Annotated in this window: 18 protein-coding genes; 10 read left to right on the top strand and 8 right to left on the bottom strand. The window is 69.5% G+C overall.

What is annotated here, in order from left to right; all coding sequences use genetic code 11:
• Positions 1–59: 59 nt before the first annotated feature.
• The 3 genes from ACIPKM_RS07740 to ACIPKM_RS07730 all read left to right on the top strand — a co-directional run bounded on the left by ACIPKM_RS07740 (position 60) and on the right by ACIPKM_RS07730 (position 4,414).
• Positions 60–722 carry an HAD hydrolase-like protein gene (locus ACIPKM_RS07740; protein ID WP_070417382.1) on the top strand — a complete coding sequence of 221 codons (663 nt, stop codon included), beginning with the start codon at positions 60–62 and terminating at the stop codon, positions 720–722.
• Positions 719–1,984: a CynX/NimT family MFS transporter gene (locus tag ACIPKM_RS07735; RefSeq protein WP_402736505.1), complete on the top strand. Its 1,266-nt coding sequence runs from the start codon at positions 719–721 to the stop codon at positions 1,982–1,984. Before ACIPKM_RS07740 ends, ACIPKM_RS07735 begins: the two co-directional genes overlap by 4 nt.
• 195 nt (positions 1,985–2,179) lie before the next feature.
• The gene (locus tag ACIPKM_RS07730) at positions 2,180–4,414 is read left to right on the top strand and encodes an ArnT family glycosyltransferase (RefSeq protein WP_402736504.1); all 2,235 of its coding nucleotides are present in this window, start codon (positions 2,180–2,182) and stop codon (positions 4,412–4,414) included.
• Here ACIPKM_RS07730 and ACIPKM_RS07725 read toward each other — a convergent pair.
• Both ACIPKM_RS07725 and ACIPKM_RS07720 read right to left on the bottom strand, forming a co-directional pair.
• Positions 4,365–5,198, bottom strand: a complete 834-nt coding sequence (locus tag ACIPKM_RS07725; RefSeq protein WP_402736503.1) for an SDR family oxidoreductase — start codon at positions 5,196–5,198, stop codon at positions 4,365–4,367. The two genes, ACIPKM_RS07730 and ACIPKM_RS07725, sit on opposite strands and share 50 nt — an antisense overlap.
• A 37-nt stretch (positions 5,199–5,235) precedes the next feature.
• Positions 5,236–5,862: a nucleoside/nucleotide kinase family protein gene (locus tag ACIPKM_RS07720; protein WP_309780397.1), complete on the bottom strand. Its 627-nt coding sequence runs from the start codon at positions 5,860–5,862 to the stop codon at positions 5,236–5,238.
• A gap of 69 nt (positions 5,863–5,931) precedes the next feature.
• Between ACIPKM_RS07720 and ACIPKM_RS07715 the strand changes: the two genes are divergently transcribed.
• A complete protein-coding gene (locus ACIPKM_RS07715; RefSeq protein ID WP_071294305.1) occupies positions 5,932–6,300 on the top strand; it encodes a VOC family protein in 369 nt (122 codons plus the stop codon).
• A gap of 90 nt (positions 6,301–6,390) precedes the next feature.
• Complete coding sequence (locus tag ACIPKM_RS07710; RefSeq protein WP_402736502.1) at positions 6,391–6,588, top strand: hypothetical protein; 198 nt, start codon at positions 6,391–6,393, stop codon at positions 6,586–6,588.
• A 42-nt stretch (positions 6,589–6,630) separates the two neighbouring features.
• On the opposite strand, the gene ACIPKM_RS07705 is transcribed toward ACIPKM_RS07710, so the two are convergent.
• Positions 6,631–7,071 (bottom strand): NUDIX hydrolase, encoded by a 441-nt coding sequence (locus ACIPKM_RS07705; protein ID WP_070417388.1) that lies wholly within the window; start codon positions 7,069–7,071, stop codon positions 6,631–6,633.
• Between the two features lie 116 nt (positions 7,072–7,187).
• Between ACIPKM_RS07705 and ACIPKM_RS07700 the strand changes: the two genes are divergently transcribed.
• Complete coding sequence (locus tag ACIPKM_RS07700) at positions 7,188–7,808, top strand: GNAT family N-acetyltransferase (protein ID WP_402736501.1); 621 nt, start codon at positions 7,188–7,190, stop codon at positions 7,806–7,808.
• 19 nt (positions 7,809–7,827) lie between these two features.
• On the opposite strand, the gene ACIPKM_RS07695 is transcribed toward ACIPKM_RS07700, so the two are convergent.
• Positions 7,828–8,418 (bottom strand): TetR/AcrR family transcriptional regulator, encoded by a 591-nt coding sequence (locus tag ACIPKM_RS07695; protein ID WP_070417389.1) that lies wholly within the window; start codon positions 8,416–8,418, stop codon positions 7,828–7,830.
• 281 nt (positions 8,419–8,699) lie between these two features.
• On the opposite strand from ACIPKM_RS07695, the gene ACIPKM_RS07690 reads away from it, so the two are divergent.
• Positions 8,700–9,620, top strand: a complete 921-nt coding sequence (locus ACIPKM_RS07690) for a hypothetical protein (RefSeq protein ID WP_402736500.1) — start codon at positions 8,700–8,702, stop codon at positions 9,618–9,620.
• A gap of 821 nt (positions 9,621–10,441) precedes the next feature.
• Positions 10,442–11,212 (top strand): hypothetical protein, encoded by a 771-nt coding sequence (locus ACIPKM_RS07685; protein ID WP_402736499.1) that lies wholly within the window; start codon positions 10,442–10,444, stop codon positions 11,210–11,212.
• Positions 11,213–11,721: 509 nt separating this feature from the next.
• Here the strand turns inward: ACIPKM_RS07685 and ACIPKM_RS07680 are convergent.
• A complete protein-coding gene (locus ACIPKM_RS07680; RefSeq protein WP_402736498.1) occupies positions 11,722–12,975 on the bottom strand; it encodes a helix-turn-helix domain-containing protein in 1,254 nt (417 codons plus the stop codon).
• Between the two features lie 231 nt (positions 12,976–13,206).
• A complete protein-coding gene (locus ACIPKM_RS07675) occupies positions 13,207–13,911 on the bottom strand; it encodes a hypothetical protein (RefSeq protein WP_402736497.1) in 705 nt (234 codons plus the stop codon).
• Positions 13,912–14,021: 110 nt separating this feature from the next.
• Here ACIPKM_RS07675 and ACIPKM_RS07670 point away from each other — a divergent pair, with 110 nt between their 5' ends.
• On the top strand, positions 14,022–14,597 hold the full coding sequence (locus ACIPKM_RS07670; RefSeq protein WP_402736496.1) for a hypothetical protein: 576 nt from the start codon (positions 14,022–14,024) through the stop codon (positions 14,595–14,597).
• Between the two features lie 965 nt (positions 14,598–15,562).
• On the opposite strand, the gene ACIPKM_RS07665 is transcribed toward ACIPKM_RS07670, so the two are convergent.
• Positions 15,563–16,315 (bottom strand): YfbU family protein, encoded by a 753-nt coding sequence (locus ACIPKM_RS07665; RefSeq protein WP_402736495.1) that lies wholly within the window; start codon positions 16,313–16,315, stop codon positions 15,563–15,565.
• 69 nt (positions 16,316–16,384) lie between these two features.
• Between ACIPKM_RS07665 and ACIPKM_RS07660 the strand changes: the two genes are divergently transcribed.
• Positions 16,385–17,452 (top strand): hypothetical protein, encoded by a 1,068-nt coding sequence (locus ACIPKM_RS07660; protein WP_402736494.1) that lies wholly within the window; start codon positions 16,385–16,387, stop codon positions 17,450–17,452.
• Positions 17,453–18,058: 606 nt separating this feature from the next.
• Here ACIPKM_RS07660 and ACIPKM_RS07655 read toward each other — a convergent pair.
• Complete coding sequence (locus ACIPKM_RS07655) at positions 18,059–19,381, bottom strand: carboxylesterase family protein (protein WP_402736493.1); 1,323 nt, start codon at positions 19,379–19,381, stop codon at positions 18,059–18,061.
• Between the last annotated feature and the right edge of the window lie 46 nt (positions 19,382–19,427).

Below are 19,427 nucleotides of genomic sequence, written 5' to 3'. Positions count from 1 at the left end.
CGGTGCCGTCGCGCCCGCCGGGCGGTCGTGACCAGGGCCCCGGCTAGGCTGAGTGGGACATGACCAGCCCGTTCTCCGCCATCCTCTTCGACCTCGACGGCACCATCAGCGATTCCGCGCCGGGCATCCTCGAGAGCCTCACCCACACGTTCCGGAAGGTCGGGGTCCCCGTGCCGGACCACGCGACGCTGCTGTCGTTCGTGGGCCCGCCGATCATGGACACCTTCACGACGGCGATGGGCATGGACGCCGAACAGGCCGAGCACACGCTGTCCGTGTACCGCGAGCACTACTTCTCGCACGGTGCCCTCGACTCGGCGATGTTCCCCGGGATCGACGTCGTCCTGCGCACCCTGCACGACGCCGGGCTGCCGATCTCGACCGCGACGAGCAAGCCCGAGACGCCGGCGACCTACATCCTCGAGCACTACGGCCTCACCGGCGACATCGACATCATCACGGGTGCCAGCGACGACGAGGTCCGCTCGTCGAAGGCCGACGTGGTCGAGGAAGCCCTGCGCCGCCTCGACGCCCGCGGGTTCGACACGAGCCGCCCGGTGCTGATCGGGGACCGCCTGCACGACGTCCAGGGGGCGGCCGTGCACGGTGTCCCGACGATCTTCGCCGAGTGGGGCTACGGCTCCCCCGCCGAGGCCGAGGGCACCATCGCGCAGGCTGCGACCCCGCTCGACCTGCTCCCGATCCTGCTGCCGTCCTCGTGACGACCGGGGCGGGCGGCCGGACCGCGGCGGGACTGCGCGGTGCCGCCTGGCTGCTGCCGGCCGCCATCGTCCTCATCGCGCTGAACTTCCGCGGGCCGATCGTCGCGACTGCCCCGGTCATCGGCGACGTCCGTGTGGACCTCGGCCTGACCGCGACGGTCGCCGGGCTGCTGACGACGATCCCGGTCCTCTGCTTCGCGCTCGCGACGCCGTTCGCCAGCTGGGTCATCGCGAAGGCCGACCCCGAGCGCGCGGTGTCGCTCTCCCTCGTCATCGTGCTCGTCGGCACCGTCGTCCGCTCGATGCCCTCGTCCGCGGCGCTGCTCGTCGGCACCGCCGTGATCGGCATCGGCATCACGATCGGCAACGTCGTGATCCCCGTCGTGATCCGGCGGGACACCTCGCCCGAGCGGGTCGGCCTGGTCACCGGCGTGTACACGTCCGCGCTCAACGTCGGGTCGATGATCACCTCGCTCGGCACCGCGCCGATCGCCGCGAGCTGGGGCTGGCCGGTCGCGATCGCGGTCTGGGCGGTGTTCGCCGTGGTGGCCGGTCTCGCCTGGACCTACGCGGTCGGTGCCCGGGCCGCGTGGCGCCGTCCGACGGCGTCCGAGCCCGTCGTCGAGACGGGGCCGATCGACCAGGTGCTCGGCACGGGTGCGGTCCGGACGGTCGACGGCGGTGCGGGGTCCGCGCAGGTGCGCCCCGCTCGTCGGCTCATCACCTGGGGGCTGACCCTCGCGTTCGGCGGCCAGGCGTTCTCGTACTACGCCCTCACGGCGTGGATCCCGACGCTGCTGCACGACGAGATCGGCTTCTCGAAGGCGTCCTCCGGGGCGAGCTCGTCGGTGTTCCAGATCCTCGCGGTCGTCGGGGCGCTCGGTGTCCCGGTGCTCGCGGCGAAGTGGCGTCCGCGCGCGATCATCGCCCTCGTCGCGTTCCTCTGGCTCGCGATGCCGCTCGGGCTGCTGTTCGCGCCGCAGCTCTGGCTGCTCTGGTCCGTCCTCGGCGGCGCGGCACAGGGCGGCGGCATCACGGTGATCTTCATCGTGATCGTCCGGATCGTGTCGAGCGACGCCGACGCGCGGCGGATGTCCGCGTTCGTGCAGGGTGGCGGGTACCTGCTCGGTTCCGCGGGGCCGCTCGTCGCCGGTTCGTTGCACGGGATCACCGGCGACTGGACGGCACCGTTGCTCGTCGTGCTCGTCGCCGTGCTGACGCTCGGGATCGTGGGGACGTTCGCGGCCCGACGGGTGGCCTGAGTCCACCGGGCCGCTGCCGTCCGGCACGCTGCCGTCGGGTCCGCTGCTGCCTGAGACCCCGTTCCGGCTCGACCGGGGATCCGCTGGTGCCGCCCGGTCGCACCCGCACGTCGTCTCAGCGCCGCGCGTGACTTCGGGGCGAGCTGGCGGCACCGTCCCGGTCCACCGTCATCCCGGGCGGCCAGGGTCCGGAGGGTGGACACTCGACGACCCGCACGGTGGCGGGACCAGCCGCTCGCGGCACGCTGCGCCCTGCTCCTGATCGCGGCCGGCATGACCGTGCTGCTCGGGTGGAACCTGGCCCGCGGCGGTGACTCCGGGTTCTACGAGGCGTCCGCCCGGTCGATGTCCGAGTCGTGGCCGGCGCTCTTCTCCGGCGCGTTCGACCCCTCGGCGACGGTGACCCTCGACAAGCTCAGCGGGTTCGCCGTTCCCCAGGCGCTGAGCATCCGGCTGTTCGGCGACTCCACCGCCGCACTCGCGCTCCCCCAGGTCGTCGAGGGTCTGGTCACGCTGTGGGCCTGCTCGCTCGTCGGACTCCGGTGGGCCGGGGTCGGGACGGGGCTCGTCGCCGCGGGTGCAGCGGCGACGACGCCGATCTTCGTGTCGATGTTCGCCCACCCGATGGAGGACGGCATGGTCACGGCGGCCCTGGCGGTCGCCCTGCTCTGCTGGCAGCGGGCGGCGATCACGGGCCGGTGGTGGCCGCTCGTCGCCGCCGGGCTCGCGGTCGGCGTCGGCTTCCAGGCGAAGATGCTGCAGTCGTGGTTCGTGCTGCCCGCGCTGGTGCTCGGGACGCTCGTCGCCACGGCCGGCCGAGACGGCACCCGACTCGGCACCGGCGCCCGCATCGGTCGCGCGGTGGTCCTCGGTGCGGTGTCGGTCGCGGCGTCGCTCGCGTGGGTGGTCGGGCTGGCCCTCACCCCGGCGGGCGCCCGACCGTGGATCGACGGCTCGACCGACGACAGCCCGTTCGCCATGGTGTTCGGCTACAACGGCATCGACCGGTTCCTGCCGGGAGCGGTGCCCGGCTCCGTCAGCACGACCGAGGGTCCCGCCGCCCGGCCGGCACGCCTCGGCGGCCCCGGCGGTGTGACGAAGCTCATCGAGCCGCACCTGGCGTCGCAGGTGGCCTGGCTCCTCCCCGCAGCCGTGTTCGCGGTCACGCTCGCCGTCGTCCTGCTCCTCGTCCGCCGGACCGGCACCCGGGTCGGCAGCGTCTTCGGTCGGGCGTTCGACACCCGTGCCGGTTCGGCCACGCTGCTCGTGGTCACCGTCTGGCTCGTGACCGCGGCCGTCGTGCTCTCGGTGGCGAAGGTGCCGCACACCGCGTACGTCGCTGCGGTCGGTGTGCAGCTCGCCGTCCTCGCAGCCCTGGGGTGGCGCGGCGCCGTCGGCCTGGTGCGGGCGCAGTCGGCGTGGCTCCGGGTGGTGCCGGTGCTCCTGGCGGCCGCGCAGCTCGCGTGGTGGGCGTTCCTGGCCCGAGGTGCCGCGACGCCGGCGGTGCTCGCGACGCCGGCCCTCGTCGTCGGGGTCGCGGCCGTGCTCGCGACGGTGGTCGCGTTCCTGTGGCGACCACGCTGGGAGGGGACGCGCGGGCCGGGCCGGCACCGCGCCTCCCGGGCCGCGATCGCCCTCGCAGCCGGACTCGCACTCGTCGCCGGCCCCGCGGCCTTCTCGCTGCAGGCGCTCGACGCCGCACGCGACGGGAGCGGGAGCGACGCCTCGGTCGGATCGTGGGTCCCGCGCTGGCGGGTTCCGGACGGTCGGGCCGAGGCCTTCCGGGTCTCCCGGCCGGACTGGTGGGGCGGGTCCTCGGCGCCGTACCCGGTCGTGTTCCGGCACCTCGTCCGGACGGCGCGGCGCCTCGACGGGTACCGCGACAGCGTGCCGCTCTTCCTGACCGACACGTGGCGCATCTCGTCGCCCGTGATCGACGCGACCGGGCTGCCGGTGCTGACCGACGGCGGGTTCTCGGGGACGGTGCCGGTGTTCACGGCACGGCAGGTGCGGCAGCGGATCGCCGGCGGGCTCCGGGTCCTCGTGGTGCAGGCCGGGGCGCCACGGACCGATCCGGTGCTGCGGGCGGCGCTGGCGGGAGGATGTCGGGCGGTCGCCGACGTCGACCCGGGGGCGCGGGTGCCGGCTCACCCGTGGGCGGTGACGGGTATCGGGTGGACGGTGTGGCGGTGCGGGCTGCCGGGCCGGTCGGTGGACCGGCTGGGCGGGCCGGCGGCGCCGCGGTCGCGGCCGGGGACGCGCTCGGCGAGGTCGCGGGCGGGGTCGAACCACGAATCCGACATCGAACCGCGCCGATCACGTGGTTCGGTGTCGGGATCGTGGTTCGACACCCGACCCGCCGCCGCCGGCGCGGGCCGCGTCAGCCGGCGAGCAGCACCTCGCGCAACGACATCGGCCGGCGCCCGGTGACCCGCTCGACGTCGCCCGACACCCGCGCGAGCGCCCCCTCGGCGATCGCCGTGTAGGTGCTCACCCACGCGTCCGCCTGCCATGGCTCCGGGTTCCACTGCGCGCGCGAGGCGTACGCCTCCTCGAGCGTCTCCGGGTGGTAGGTGACCTCGCGCCCACGGACCTCGGACACGGTGGCAGCCGCCTCGTGCAGGGTGATCGCCGCGGGCCCCGTCAGTTCGTACGTCCGATCGAGGTGCGCCGCCGGGTTCCGCAGGACCTCGGTCGCGACCCGGGCGACGTCGGCTCGCGCGACCGCTGCCATGGCCCCGTCGCCCGCCGGTCCCCGGATCACGCCGTCCTCGCCGACGAGGTCCTCGACGAAGTCCAGGTAGAAGGAGTCCCGGAGGAACGTGTACGCCATCGAGGTCGCCCGGATCGCCTCCTCGGTCGCCCAGTGGTCGCGACCGAGCGTGAAGGTCGCGTCCGCCGCCGCGCCCACGAACGACGTGTAGACCACGTGCCGGACGCCGGCCGTCGCGGCAGCGGAGACGAACGAGCGGTGCTGGGCGAGACGGTCCACCGCCTCCGCGCCGGAGACCATGAGCAGCAGGTCGACTCCCTCGAGCGCCGCGCGGCTCGCCTCGGCATCGCCGAACGACGCGACCGCGACCTCGGCTCCGGGGAGTTCCGGCGCCCGGGAGGCGTCCCGCACGATCATCCGGAACGGCACACCGCCGTCCGCCAGGGCGCGCGCCACGGCGCCGCCGATCTTGCCGGTCGCGCCGGTGAGTGCGATGGTCATGGTCGCTCCTGTCGTGGTCGTCGCTGGGGTCTCGTGGTCACGTCCGCACGGTCCTGGAGGCGCGGATCACCGTGGGTGCGACCCGCACCGCGTTCACGCCGTCGACCTCGACCGCCCAGGTGCGGGCCGCCTCGTGGTCGCGGCCGTGCCGCATGTGCCGGCCCACCAGACGATCGACGCGCACGGTGTCGTCCACAGCGCAGAACCACGTCTCGGTGAAGAGGTCGGCGAGCGCTGCCCAGGGACCGCTGTCGTCGAGCAGGTAATTCCCCTCGGACACCACGAGCCGGGTGCGCTGCGGGACGGCGATGCTGCCCGCGACGGGTTCGTCGACGCGCCGGTCGAAGTCGGGTGCCCACACCACGGCCTCGTCGCCTGCGACCAGCCGACGGACGAGCGCGACGTAGCCGTCACCGTCGAAGGTGTCGATCGCGCCCTTGCGGTCGTGGCGGCCGAGGGCGTCCAGCGCCGTGTTCGCCAGGTGGAACCCGTCCATCGGGACCTGCACGGCGGTGCCGGCACCGAGCGCTGCGTCCACCCCCGCGACGATCCGGCGTGCCAGCGTCGACTTGCCGGCACCGGGAGCGCCGGCGATGCCGAGCACGGTGCGCTGCCCGTCCGTGGCGAGCCGGATCGCGCGGTCGACCGCGTCGTCGACGGACATCTCGGGCGGGAGCACGGCTTCATCCTGGCAGAGCGCGCCGACACCGGTCCCGGGTGGTTCACTTGCCGCATGGTCGATGCGACGAAGGCGTTCAGCGGGTTCTCGGTGCGTGACGTGCCCGAGGCGAAGGCGTTCTACGAGGACGTCCTGGGGGTCGAGGTCACCGAGGACCACGGCATGCTCTTCCTGCAGCTCGGCGACGGGCACGGTGTACTCGTCTACCCCAAGGGTCCCGCGCACGAGCCGGCGTCCTTCACGGTGCTGAACTTCCCGGTGCCGTCGGTCGACGATGCGGTGGACGAGCTCGCGGCGAAGGGTGTGCCCTTCCTGCACTACGAGGGGATGACCGACGAGAAGGGCGTGAACCGCAAGGGCGGCCCGCTCATCGCGTGGTTCACCGACCCCTCGGGCAACGTGCTGAGCGTCCTCGAGCAGTAGCGGGAGTCGCGCGACATTCTGTATGCAGAAAGCTGGCGCGCTCGTGCGCGGCCGTCCTACGCTCGCTCTCCCGACGAAGGAGAGACCGCAATGCTGATACGGATCGCCGATCACGACGAGCTGCGTGCTGAGCGCGCCGAGTTGTACCGCAAGTGGAACCTGGACGAACGTGAGTTCGCCCCCATCGAGGCGTGGCGAGACCTCGACCACGACGAGTACTGCGCCCGCGAGACGCTGGACAACATCTCGTTCCTGCTGGGCGACCGCAGTCGGCCACGGCCCTGCTGAAACGCACCGGCCCGCATCCGGGCGGGTCAGCGGGGCAGCGGGTCAGCGGGGCAGGACGCCGGCCCAGCCGAGGGCGATCGGCACGACGAGCCCGTGCCGACGGTGCGGCAGATCCGCGATCGGGATCCACGCGGCCTCGTCGGTCGAGCCGTCCTCCTCGGAACGCAGCGCCCCGCCAGTGATCGACGCCCGGAAGACCACCTGCACGGCCTTCATCGCCCGGCCGTTCGCGTGGATGCGACGCTCGGCCGGCACGATGTGGTGCCGCACACCGAGCAGTTCCCCGACGGACGCCTCGTACCCGGTCTCCTCCCGGATCTCGCGGACGACGGCCTGCTCGACGCTCTCGTCGAACTCGACCCCGCCGCCGGGGAGCGTCCACGTCCCCGCCTCGGGGATCCGGAGCTTGGCGAGGAGCACCCGGTCACCGTCGGTGATCACGCCGTAGGCGGCGAGCCGCGTGTCGTAGTCCGTGTACTCCATCAGCCGACCATGCCAGGTGCGTGCGCCGACGTCGGCGAGCCGCGCCGCGCCTCCAGGACCGACGCGTCGGGACCGGACTACCGTGCCCCGTACCGACGCTCTCCCGGACGGTGACGATGACGACCTCGACCCCGACGCCCCTCGGCGCGATCACCTGCCTGCCCGCGAACGAGGCGGCGTGGACGGACCTCGAACTGGTCTTCGGCGAGCGCGGCGATCCGGCGCACTGCTGGTGTCGGTGGTTCAAGGCCTCGGCAGCGGAGTTCCGGGCGATGCCGAACGACGAACGCCGCGAGCGCTTCCACCGGGAGACCGGCTGTGACGACCCCGCGGCACGCACGTCGACCGGTGTGGTCGCCTACCGTGACGGCGAGCCGGTGGGGTGGGTGGCGGTCGAACCCCGGCCCGGGCTGGTGCGGCTGCGCGGCGCGAAGGTGCCGTGGAGCGGGCGTGACGAGGACCCCGACGACCCGGCGGTCTGGGTGGTCTCGTGCTTCGTCGTCCGGCGGGGCTTCCGTCGGCAGGGCGTCAGCCACGCACTGCTCGGCGGGGCGGTGGACCACGCGCGTCGATCGGGTGCGGCGGCGGTCGAGGGGTACCCGACGGAACCGGCTCCGGGCGCGACGGACGGCGGCGGCGCGATGTTCGTCGGGCCGCGGTCGGTGTTCGAGTCGGCGGGCTTCACCGAGGTGTCGCATCCGACGCCGCGTCGCTGGGTCTACCGGAAGGACTGCTGACGACCAGGCCCGTGTCCGCTCAGACGGTCGCGGCGGCAGACGCCCAGCCGACCCGCATCCGTGCGACCGCGCGGTCGAACCCGGCGAGGGGATCGGCGTCGTCGCGCAGGAGCGACTGCAGCTGCAGCCCCTCGTAGAGGGCGACGAGCTGCTCGGCGGCGTGCCGGGGCGAGGTGCCGCGCGGCTCCCGTCCGGCGACGACGTCCCGCACGAGGGCGAGCGTCACGTCCTCGAACGAGCGGGTGTACTGCCCGCGGAACCAGCCGGCCGCGGGGTGGTCGGGGCTCGAGGCGGCGCTGAGCAACGCGACCCGGAGCCGGACCAGTGCGGGGTCGTCCCGGCCGACCTCGAGTCGCGCGCGGAGGTACGCGACCGCGCCCGAGCGCTCGGCGACGACCCACAGCGCACGACGGCTGCCGTTGTTCCAGCGGTCCATGACGGCGACGACGAGGAGCTCCCACAGCGGGTAGACGCGTCGGACCTCGGCTTCGGGGACCTCGGCGTGGGCGGCGACCTCGGCGGGACCGACGGTGTGGAAGTCCGACGCGCGGTACGCCTCGATGGCGCCCGTGACGATGCGGGCGCGCAGGTCGGCGTCGGACTCGGGCATGCCGTCGATTCTCCGGGGGACCCGGCGGCCCCGCGAGTCGCCAGTTCAGGGGTGGTGTACCGCGCCGAGCAGCAGATGCTCATGTCCTGGACCGACCCACCCGCCTGGGGCCCGGAGACAGGCATGGGGGCCGACCCGCCTTGCCGCGGCAAGTTCCTGATCAAGGTCGGTGGCCGCCCAGGCATCCCGGTCACCGTGGAGCTCACCCCGGCGGAGAAGGCTCCGAGCAACACGAACCGGCTGTGGGAGACCGTTTCACGCATCGAGGAACGGAGCATGGCATGCGCCGCGAAGCGAATGTCGCGCAGCAGCCCGGCGGCGGGATGCAGGGCGCGGGCATGTTCTTCCTGGCGCTCGGGATCTTCGCCGTCGTCGGCACGTTCTGGGTCGCCATGACGCTCGGCTCGAAGCTCGCGGGCGTGAACACGAACCTGCCCCTCGACCCGTTCGCGGTCGTCGGCGGCACCATCAAGGGTCGCTACACCTGGACCATGGCGTCGACGTGGGTCGCGATCGGCATCGGAGCCGTCGTGCTCGCCCTCGTCTTCCTGTACCTGGTGCAGGGCGCCCGGGCCCGCGCGAAGCGGACCCCGGTCGACTGGGCGGCCCGGTACATGGGCCGTGGCCACACCCTCGACGCGCTCTCGGAGAAGGGGGCGTCCGCGACCGCGCAGCGGCTCGGCGTCACCGGCTGGATCGACTCACCGATCGGCACGACCGTGCTGGGTCTCCGGAAGCTCTACGCCCTCCGTGGAGGACATGCTGGTGATGATCGCCGGCCCCCGCGTCGGCAAGTCGACCAGCATCGTCATCCCCGCGATCGTCGGAGCGCGCGGGGCGGTCATGACGACCTCGAACAAGCGCGACGTGCTCGACGCGACCCGCGACGACCACCACATGCCCACTCTGATGAGCCAGGACGGGCCGTTCGCCACGGCGACGTCCTCGGCGGCCGCCGGCGAGATGCTGCGCTGCGATCCGCCGCCGCCATGGATGTTCCCGGACCAGCGACTCCGTTAGTGGCCCGCGCTTCAACAACATCCGGCAGAGGTCGACCAGATTCATCGCCGTGGTGCTTCGTGGATCTTGCACGCGAGGTCGATTGTGGCGTCGCGATGGCGCGGTGCGACCCCTCCTCGACTCTGTACGAAGCCGAGGAGGGGTGGCCGCTAGCCGCGGACGCTTTGGACCAAGAGGATTAACTCGCCCCCGTGACCAGTCGCGACCAGCACAGTGAGGGCGACGACGACGGCCAGGATGACGACAAGCGCGAGCCCGACCACCTTCAACACCCGTCGAAGGGCGTCCGACGTCAGCTTCGCTAGGTAGGCGAAGAGCTTCGCGGGAGCGGAGAGCCCTTCCTTCCAGCGCATATGGGCATACGGCTCACGCTGCCCGGGACGCCCGTTAACGATGACGATGGGCGCCCCTCCCTCGTTCGGGCGAGCTTGCGAGGCAGGACTCGGGACGTCGTCCGGGTCATCCGATTGCGGGATTTCGGGTGGTCGGCTATCATTAGACACGTTCGTTCTTTCTTCTTGGGAGGAAGCCAGGCGATACGAGGTTGGGGAACCTTGGTCGTATCGTTGGCACGGACAATCTGACGGGCCCCGGCTGCTACCGGGGTCTTCGTCATTTTCGGGTATAACCCGAACTGATATATTCTACACTGGATGCTTCTCCATGTCAAGACTTCGGTTGCTTCTGCGTTGTCCTAGGTCAGCCACCGACGGTCGGCGGTCCGGTTGAGGAACGATGCATCCTCTCCACTCAGGATCCACGGCAGCGTGAGGACAGGCAAGGACACGGCCCCCCGCCCAGGTACCGGAGGAAGCCCCCCTTGTCTATCGGAGGTAGACCGCGATCGGGTCGGGTGAAGGGGTACGTTTCCGCCTGGTGAACCCCACTGTTGGCAGCGTGTATCTTAGAGAAGAAGCTCTGAGCATCGCGTAGCACCCCAGTGCACCCCCGAGCACTCCTAGTTCCCCCGCCGATGACGTCAGCGACTTCAGAGGGGAACAGCGTGGTTGTCATCCCACCGCCAGGCGGCGTGGTGTCGGAACTCGAAGAGGCTGTCCGCATCTCGCAGCGAAAGACCACGGTGCGGCTGCCGCAAGCGTTCGCGCGTGACATGGTCGGCACGCCTCCTGCGCCACCCCTTTCAGCGGTCATGCAGGGCCGTGGCGAGATGCGGCTGAAGGTCCTGCTCACCACACTCATGATGGCGACGGCGCCGCCGCACAACATCAAGGTGCGGCCCGCGGAGCTCGCCAGCATGCTCGGACTCCGTGAACCCGGTACAGCGGGTGTGCGCCGGGTGAACGAGGCATTCAAGTCCCTCGAGGCACTGGGCCTCGTCCGCCGAGATCGCCAGCCGGGCTACGTTCCCAACACTGCGATCCTCAACCCCGATGGGTCGCGAGGGGAGTGGGACGACACCAAGCTCGAGGCCGGCTACATCACGCTGCCGATCGGACTCTGGAAGCGTGGCTGGATCGTTCCGCTGTCTGGTCGCGCGATCGCGCTCCTCGTCCTCCTCCGCGAAGCAACCGGCGGACGGAAGGACAACACGGGGTGGATTCCTGGTCCCCGAAAGCGTCAGTACGGCCTCTCCGAAGACTTCTGGGCTGATGCCACCACCGATCTCATCGCGGCCGGACTGCTCGATGTTGAAGCGAAGACCTATAAGGCGCAGGGGGAGCCGCGCCGCCGCAACCTGTATCGCCTTCACCACCATCGGCTCGACCAGTTCGACCCCGGCAGTGCACCAACGGGCGTCTACAATGGCATCTGAGCTGCGGGGCATCAGGCGTTACTAGTGCCGCATCGGACGACGTAGATGACGCACATGATCGGTCATGCAGCATCACGGCAGGACCATCACACGGCGAGCGGGCGCGCATCGTGTCCCGGTGCACGGCCATAGGTATGGATACTCCACACCCATCCGGTCCTACGCGTCGCCCACGCCGCGCTTCCAGTCAAGCAGCGGCCATTCCCCGCTCAGCGCTCACCTCCGCTGCTCGACCGCAATCCGTTGCCGCACGGCACAGCCCCCGACCCTCGACAGGCTGGCCCACCGACGCGAACCATCTCCGCAGGCATACGGTCCCGCGGACCAGGGAGTGGGCCCGGAACTCAGCAGCTAAATCGCAGAGGTTGCGGCGGCTGGGGCTGATGGCCACCCCGGACATGAGGCGGCCGGCGCACTCAGCCGCACCTCCGCCGCACATTGCGTTGCTTCGTACTGTCTTGACGAGAAGGAACGGTTCACCATCAAGCCGGACCTACGCGGTGAATCGCCTACGTGCCCTCCCGAGGTGGCATCGCGCCGAGCTCGGGGACGTGTTCCTCGAAGACCTTCCAGCTTCCAACGGCGCGCAGGAGCGGCCGTGTGAGACGCCGCACGGCTGGAGCCGGGCGCTCGAGTTCGCGCCAATCGACTCGCGTGAACTGCTCATGCTCGGGCTGATCGAATGCGGGGTTCGGGCCACGGTGCCGCCTCGGGGCGTCGAGCACAGATGATTGTCTTCCCTGCAGGTGAGTCGCTCGAAGCGCGATGTCCCAACTTCCCGTGTATCCAACATGCTGCGCGACGCTTCGCGCCACGCCGAGAAGCTTCCACGCTCCGCCGACCAGTGTTCCGTCCTGGATGACGCCTGGCTGTTCGCCGTCCGCGGCGTCGCTGAAGCCGGTGTAGATCAGCCCGATCGTTCCGTCCGCTTCGATTCGCAGCTCCATCCCGTACTGCTCCATGAACCGGTCGTTGCCGAGGTCCTCACGGAAGTTGGTGAGAGAGATCGCGGTGGAACGTTGCACAAGCTGACTGTTCGTCGCCAGGTGCGATGCCCAGTTCCTGAGCAGATCATTGAGGGCGGCGTCGGAAGCCTGGTCGAAGGCGCGGAGCTTCTCCTGCGACTCCCATAAGAGGTCATCTGCGAGGCCGGGGATGCGTCGGTGAGGTGTGGCAACGAGGTACAGGTGTCCATGCTCGGCGACAGGCTCAGCATGCGGGTCAGCACCCGGTCGTGCTGAGAGATAGCGGTCCTGGTTGTGCAAGGCGTCGAGGGCGGCGCGGCTGAGCTCGAGTTCGGACCCTCGAGCGCGGTGGAGACGGATGACTTCGGCGTCGCCTAGTTTCCGGTTGGTGCGCTCACCGCGCCCGTAGTACCGCTTGTCGACCATGTGCGGCGCATCAGGGCTCTCGGGAATGTCGACCCAGACGTATCCGAATCCGTCCTTCTCCGAGGGGATCTCGCGCGGGTGTACCGGCAGCGACGGCTCGACCAGGGTCGCGGCGATCAGCTCGATCCGCTCGACGACGTCGTTCAGATCGATCGGTTCCGCGGTGAACTTCCGGTTCGCCTTGTCTTCACGAACACCGATCAAGAGTGCACCGCCATCGATTGCGAAGCTCGCCAGGTCTTTCGCTGTCCCCCGGCGCTCACCATCGCTGCTGCCAACCAGGAGCTTGACATCGAGCTGGCTGGACTCAACGACGTCACCGCGCTCGAGTGCCGCCAGCACATCTGCCTCGGTCTGCGGCGGCCAGTTCATGCGGCAATCCCAACATGGTGCTCGAACAGTGGACTACCGCCGGCATAGCTCGCAGCGACGCGTGATGTGTTCAACCTTTCGCCCTCCGATGTGGAGGCTAGCGGACGGCAACGACGGTCACCGGCGTCGCCAATGCACCGGTGTCCGAATCCTACAAACCAACGCCGGGTCGCGGCGCTCAGCAAGGCCTGAGTGGCTGCCCGGCGAGATCCACATAAAAGCCTGGAGTGCTCAGGGCGCGTCAGCCGATCGTCGTTCGATGGGGTTGGCCACGAACCTCACGAACTCGCTACCGAGGGGAGTTATGCGGTGCCGTGTCGGCTGACTTGTACTCGGACGACCACCACGGCGCTGCTGCCGAATCGACTGGGCGAGCTGGCTAAGCTCACCCGGGGTGTAATTTTCCACCAGCCCAAGAACAATCAGTTTCTGGAGCCGCTCAGGCGTTCGCTGTTTGCTGATTGCCAACTCATCATTTAAGGCGTCTTGATCGACGTGCATGACGCGGGCTTCGAATCGATTGGCAAGGTAGCCAAGGAGAGGCATGTCGGCTGGCTGCACGCGCTCCAGCGCGTCGTCGAACCGAGCTGGCTCCTCGGTCCCAATGACGCGGTTGAGCAGCGCGTTACGCAACAGAGCGCGCTTCTCATTAGATTCAGCTTCGAGGAGCTGACGGATCGTGCGGTGGGTTGCCGCCTGTAGAGTTTCGCGCTCGTCAGCAGAAGGGTCACGCTTGACAAGCGCGGACGCTTCCAAACGAGCAAGGTCGTCGCGCAGCTCGCTCAGGATTCTCACCGTGCGCCGCTCAAACGCAGACCCCATCGACCGACTTGCCAGCACCGCCAGCGGGCCGCCAATTCCCGGGATGAGGGAGATGAGCGCTTCTACGCTCGCTGCTGCCGCGTCCTCAATCCGGTCACGTGATTCCTCGCGCACGCGCCGATCCTACGGCGCACCGCCGTGCAGCCTCACCTCGAGCGACGATGCTGTCGAGATACCCCATCTGTCCGCGCTCGACCGGAGACGCGGGCACTAGCGTGAGAGTCGTGTACACCTTGTCCGACACCGTGACCGACGACGACCGCACGGAATACGGCGGTCTCGCCATCAAGATTCTCGACCTGCTTACGCTTTGGGATCGTCTGCTCGACAACCTCTACTGGGTAGCCGCGGAATGGGTGACCGAGGACAGATCACGTGAGAAGTATCTGCACGAGGGGAAGCTGCGCCTTCGTCGTGATGACGATGCCGCCCGTGACTTTCTTTCTCTCTCACGCGAATCGGAGGCGTCCGGCGACAGGTCTCTGTTCTTGAACGTGTTTCGCCGTGTGCAACAGACCCGCCATCACATCGCCCACGCGAGTGCCATGAACGCCATGAGACAGGACGGCGTCGCTGCAATCGGCATTCCTTACTATGCCGACAACAAGCGGGTCCGTAGCCTCGATGGTGGAAGGAGTACGGTCACGATGGCGCTCGTCCGAAAGCGTTTGCGCGACCTGGAGTGGCTCCTCCACCATGTGGACTGGGTACGGGGCGAGCTCCACCAGCTGGGCGGCCCACTCGCCACCGATCGTGCTCCAGATGATCTTCCGCCGCGCCAACCCGCCAATCTTCGGTAGCCGATCGCCGGCATCGCCGAGCAGCCGACCCAGAGCACTGTAGGAGCCAGGTCCCGGAACTCGCCGTTGCACGGCCGACCCGATCGGACGGCGACAACCAACGCAGCCGCCGACGCCGGTTGGGCGGCGTGGTCGCTGGGTGATGTCAGACTGCTCGCGTGAGGATGTTGGGGCGGATCCTGCTGCGGACCGGGCGTGCAGTTCGGAGCTGGTGGCGCAGAGCGTTCCCGAAGAAGCCCGAGCACGTCCACTCGGACCTGCGGAACTTCGAGCAACGGCTCACGGCCTATCGGAATGCGAGCGATGCGGCCCGCGCCGTCCTGCGGAACCGGTCCGCTGCAGCCGGCAGCGCCCTTCCCGGGACCGTCCTCGGCGCGGGGCCTACCGCAATCGTGGCGCTCACCGACCTCATCGGCACCTACACGATCTTCCTCATGCAGTCCGGCTTGGGCTGCCGCAAGAGATGCACAGGTGCGTTCGGACGCTCTTCACGACGCCGGCAAGCTCGAGGAAGCGAAAACATCCCTCAGCGGGGCCCTCGAAGGCATGGACAGTCTGTTGCGCAGCGGCGGTGAACTACTCATCACCATTGGAGCGGTTGTTCTGGGCTCGATCTTCCTCGCCTGGGTGATCGCCCGAGACCGCGCAGCGCTACACGCCATCGCAACCGCGTGGCTTGAGGCGTACTCGGAAGTTGAGGACACAGCCGCGAAGGACGACACCTTGGTACCCCGAGTCCGCTGGCGGTAACGGCGATAATACACATTAGGTCAGGTAACAAAATCAGTGGCAGCGCCTGAGTTCTCAGACGTCGAACAGGCCGGTCGGCGGGACTCGGGCGACGACGGCGGAGCCATGCAGGGAACATCCGGCAGACCCTGCCGATCGGGGCCCGCTGCGAGCGGGGCACCCATTCTTCTTCCCGCATCTTCGGATACGACGCCGCTCTACGCGACAGCGCTGCGTCAGCGTCGACGATCGACGGACGCGATACGTTGGATCTCGTCCGCGGTGAGGTCGAACGAGCGTGACCGGACGCGCTCGCGCCAGATCGGGGTGTAGACCTCGAGCATGCGGCGGTAGTGCGGGACCATCTGCCCGTGGGAGTTCCCGCCGTCGTGCGGGAACTCGTCCGCGAGGTGATAAGCGAGATCGGACCACTTCCCGATGCTGATGAGGTACTCCGCGTACGTCAGCAGCGCGCCCTCGTAGTCGTCGTTGGCATCGAACCCAGCGAACCGGACGCGACCCGCCATGCCTTCGCTCATGGCGTCACGCTGCTCCGGGCTGAGGCGGTCGAAGGAGGACTCCAAGACGCGGAACATGTCGAGGATGTCCATGACCAGGCCGCTGTCGCGGCGCGGGAGCTCGCTGATCATGCCGGCGAAGACGTTCGGGTACTCTCCCACCCACCCCTCTTCGAGGATGCGAGCACGGCGCAGCTGGTAGTCCCGATCGCCATCCTCGAGCTTGCCGTCGACGAGCCGGGCGAGGATACGGTGCAGCGTCGCGAGGGTGTGTCGCTCGACCGTCGTAAGCCGCTCGGGGACCGTTGCCTGCGACGACGGCGACGGCTCTTCCAACGCCCGGGACCGATCAAGGCTCGCGAGGAGCACCTCGCGGGTGTGCTCGCCGATCTTCAGGCCGTGTTCGATGGCGATGGATTCCAGGCGGTCGTAGGCATCGTCGGGGACACGTGTGGTGATGACCTTGCTCATGCGCTACATCGTAGCGCATACGCGTATACGTAGACAGTCCGGGTTCGGCGCTCAACTAGCTTGTTGAACATGAACGACGCCGAAGACGAGAACCCGAACGAGGTCGGCGTGCCCGACGATGAGGCAACGGAACGACCGGAGCCCGAAGATCCGCTCCCGCAAGAGGAGCGGGGTCGCGTCCACATCGATCCCGTACTGCGCGCAAACACGAACTGGGCGGCCGTAGCCCGTACGGTCGAGCGAGCAGCAAGATTTGACACTTTGAACTTTGCCCGAGGTCTTGGGGCACAGCAGTTCGTGTGGAAGAGCAGCACATCCCATGCTGTGCAGCAGTTGCTCGACAGCGTCTCACGTCAGGCACGATTCGCTGCTCAGACCTCAACGCTGATAGCCACGCAGCTCCGGATCCAGCGCATGCTGGCTTCTCAGAACTGGAGCCTCGTCAGCAACCTGAGCAACAGCCTTGCGGAGTACTCCCGGCAGTTCACTCGGTTCCTTCCGACGCAGGAGCAGCTACGGCGGCTAACGCTTCCGCCGAACCTTCGCCCAGAAGATGTTTTCTACGACCCGGACGTCTACGAGACGTGGATTCTGGAAGGGCTCCCCTTGGCCTACGTATTCGACGGGCCAATCGTGAACGCGCTGGCCGCCGCTGAAACGGCACAAGAGCGCCGCAGGGTCCTCAGCCGTCGGCGCGAGCAGATCGTGGACGACTGCGAGGCGTTGCTTGCTGATCTGACCGCCGCAGAGATCCTGCCGTTCGCCGAGAACGCCCGGATGGCCGTATCTGGGTACCGCGACGGTCATCACCAGATGGCGCAGACCTGGGCCGCGGTGAACCTCGAGTCCTTGGTGAAGAAGTTCCACAAGACGATGTGGTCCGCCATCGTGGATACGCACCAGCCAAGTCCGAAGCTCTTCCGGTCCTTCTTCTTTGTCGGACAGCTGCGGACCGTCATGCAGTCGATCGGCGACGGGCCCGTGCCCACAAGCTTCAATCGGCACGGCAGTGTGCACTTCCCCACCACGCGCCGTCACTTCTCGAAGCTCAATGCGATGCTTGCGATCGCGCACCTAGTGAGCGCGATCTGCAACTACGACGCCGCGGCAAAGCAGGCCAGCGCGCGGAGAAGTTGAAGCCGAACAGCGCCCTGCGAAAGCGGGCCGTAGACGCGGCGCTGCTCGGGCTCGATTCGCGGCCGTTCGTCTCGGTCCGACGAACCGGCTTGTGCTGGTCGCTCCGCAGGCGGTGGTCGAGGACGCCGGCGTCGATGCGGGCCCTGACGGTCCGGCACGACTTCGAAAGCTGTACCTGCTGCCCAGATGGACAACCCCGCGGCGATCGCCCACAGCCACCAGGCGCTGTGGAGCCACCAGGTCATGCCGAGCCCTTGACGACGAACGGACACGTGCGTCGGCCACGTCGTCCACAAGAAGTAGTCGTTCGCGGCGGTGTCGAACCCGACGAGCCCGGCGACGACTTAGGCGACGCTCTCGGCTTCGGTTTGCACGAGGCCGCGGTGCTCGGCGTACTCGGTCAGGTCGTCGGTGTGTCCGAGGATCACGAGCGCGAGTTCGTGGATCAAGGTCTTGGCGGCGTGCTCCGGGACAGGTGCGCGGCGATCACGACGCGGCGGGCCTCGGGGTCAGTGAAGCCGTTGCGGCCCTGGCCGGTGTCGGCGGGGCCGGCGCACAACCGCACCGCCCGGCGACACCGGTCCGACACCCGGCTCCAGGTGCCTGTCAGCCCCGGTCGAACGTCAGCGTCTCGTCGTCCGCCGCGGTGACCCGACCGGTCCGCGCGAACTCCGCCCAGATCGCCCGGAAGGCCCGCCCGCGCCGCTCGACCTCGGGCCAGTCCCGCTGCGGCACGAAGCGCGAGCCGGCCCAGGCCTCGCGACCGCCGAGCAGCAGCGGCAGGTCGCTCATGTGCACGGCCCCGGTCGGCTGCACGGTCGCGCCGCGGTGCAGCCGGTACGAGGTCGCCCGACCACCGGCGGCCCGGTGCCGCGCCGCGAACCGACGGACGTCCCGCCCGTAGATGACCTCGGACAGCGGGCGCACGAGCAGCCAGCGCAGCAGCGGTCGCACGGCTCGCACCCGGGCGAGTGATCGCAGCCCGGGGATCAGCGGCACGTACATCGCGGTCTCGTCCGCACCGGAGCCGATCAGGACGTCGACGTCCGGAGCCGCGTCGCGCCAGGCCTGCCCGGTGTCACGCTCGGCGGGGAGCGGCGCGAACCCGTACTGGGTGCCGTAGGGCATGCCTCCGGGCAACCCGAAGGGCGCGGCGGCGCGGCTGCCGAGGGCCTGGCGATCGAGCACCTCGTCGAGCGGGGTGTCCGGGAGCACGGCCCCGACGGCCCGGACCATCGCCCGGTTCATCCGCGCCCGACCCCGCGACAGCCCGAGCGGTGCACTCTGGACGATCACCCGCCGGAAGAGGCCGGCTGCTCCGTCGCTGATCATGAGGTGGGCCGCGGCGTCGCCGCCGGCGGACTGCCCAGCCACGGTGACGAGGTCCGGGTCGCCGCCGAAGGCCGCGATGTTCGCCTGCACCCAGCGCAGCGCCTCGACGAGGTCGAGCAGCCCGAGGTTCGCCGGGACGGTCTCCCCGTCGCCGAGGAACCCGAGCACACCGAGCCGGAACGTCACCGAGACGAACACGACCCGCTGCTCCGTGACGAGGTCGCGCGCGTCGTAGATCGGCAGGTCACCGCCGCCGATGACGTAGGAGCCGCCGTGGATCCAGACGATGACGGGCAGCCGCTCGTCCGGCCGGGCGTCGGCGGGCACCGTGATCGACAGCCGCTGGCAGTGCTCGTCGACGACGAGTCCCTCCACCGGGTGGAGCAGCTGGTCGACGAAGGTCGCCTGCGACTGCGCCGCCACGGGCGACGGGGTGGTCGCCGGGAACGGCTCGGCGAACGCGGGGACCGGCTCCGGGACGGCGAAGCGCTCGGCACGGGCGTAGGGGATGCCGAGGGCCCGGACGACACTCCCGTCCGCGACGCCGGTGATGCGTCCGGCAGGTGGGTCCCAGGTCAGCGAGGCGGCGTCGAGCATCCGTCCACGCTAGCCAGCGTGACCAGTGGACGGCCTGGAGGGACGG

Origin of the sequence: Curtobacterium sp. NPDC086286 (assembly GCF_044746255.1) — a bacterium.
Lineage (GTDB): Bacteria > Actinomycetota > Actinomycetes > Actinomycetales > Microbacteriaceae > Curtobacterium.
Note: the sequence above shows the minus strand (reverse complement) of the source record. Positions and strands in the feature narration are given on the sequence as shown.